This window comes from Paraburkholderia sp. SIMBA_030 (assembly GCF_046535245.1).
Lineage (GTDB): Bacteria > Pseudomonadota > Gammaproteobacteria > Burkholderiales > Burkholderiaceae > Paraburkholderia.
Genome location: NZ_JAWRXB010000788.1, coordinates 1 through 263 on the forward strand (window position 1 = coordinate 1; position 263 = coordinate 263).

The following is a 263-nucleotide window of genomic DNA, read 5'->3' on the forward strand; positions in this document are numbered from 1 at the left end:
CTGGTTCGTCTACCGTACCTGGCGGGTTGGGCCAGTCGCAGACCGAGGTCAGCGAGGTGACGTTGCTGGTTGCTGCGCTGCACAACTTCGCCGAACAGGAAGCCGCGCCCGCAGGCTCGCTGCAGACCCAGGTGATCGTTGACGCTGAAGGCACGGTGCAGGCGCTTGACCCGCAAACCTACGTTGCGCTATGCCGAAGCGTGGATGTCGGGGGGCAGTACCAGGGGCATCTTGAATCCATACTGCTGGCGCCGGGCGTGCCG

1 protein-coding gene is annotated in these 263 nt (G+C 65.0%); it reads left to right on the top strand.

Annotation, left to right across the window (positions count from 1 at the left end; translation table 11 throughout):
* Positions 1-263, top strand: a 263-nt coding sequence (locus tag SB772_RS42135) for a dermonecrotic toxin domain-containing protein (RefSeq protein ID WP_410838790.1), incomplete at both ends; no start/stop codon positions are given.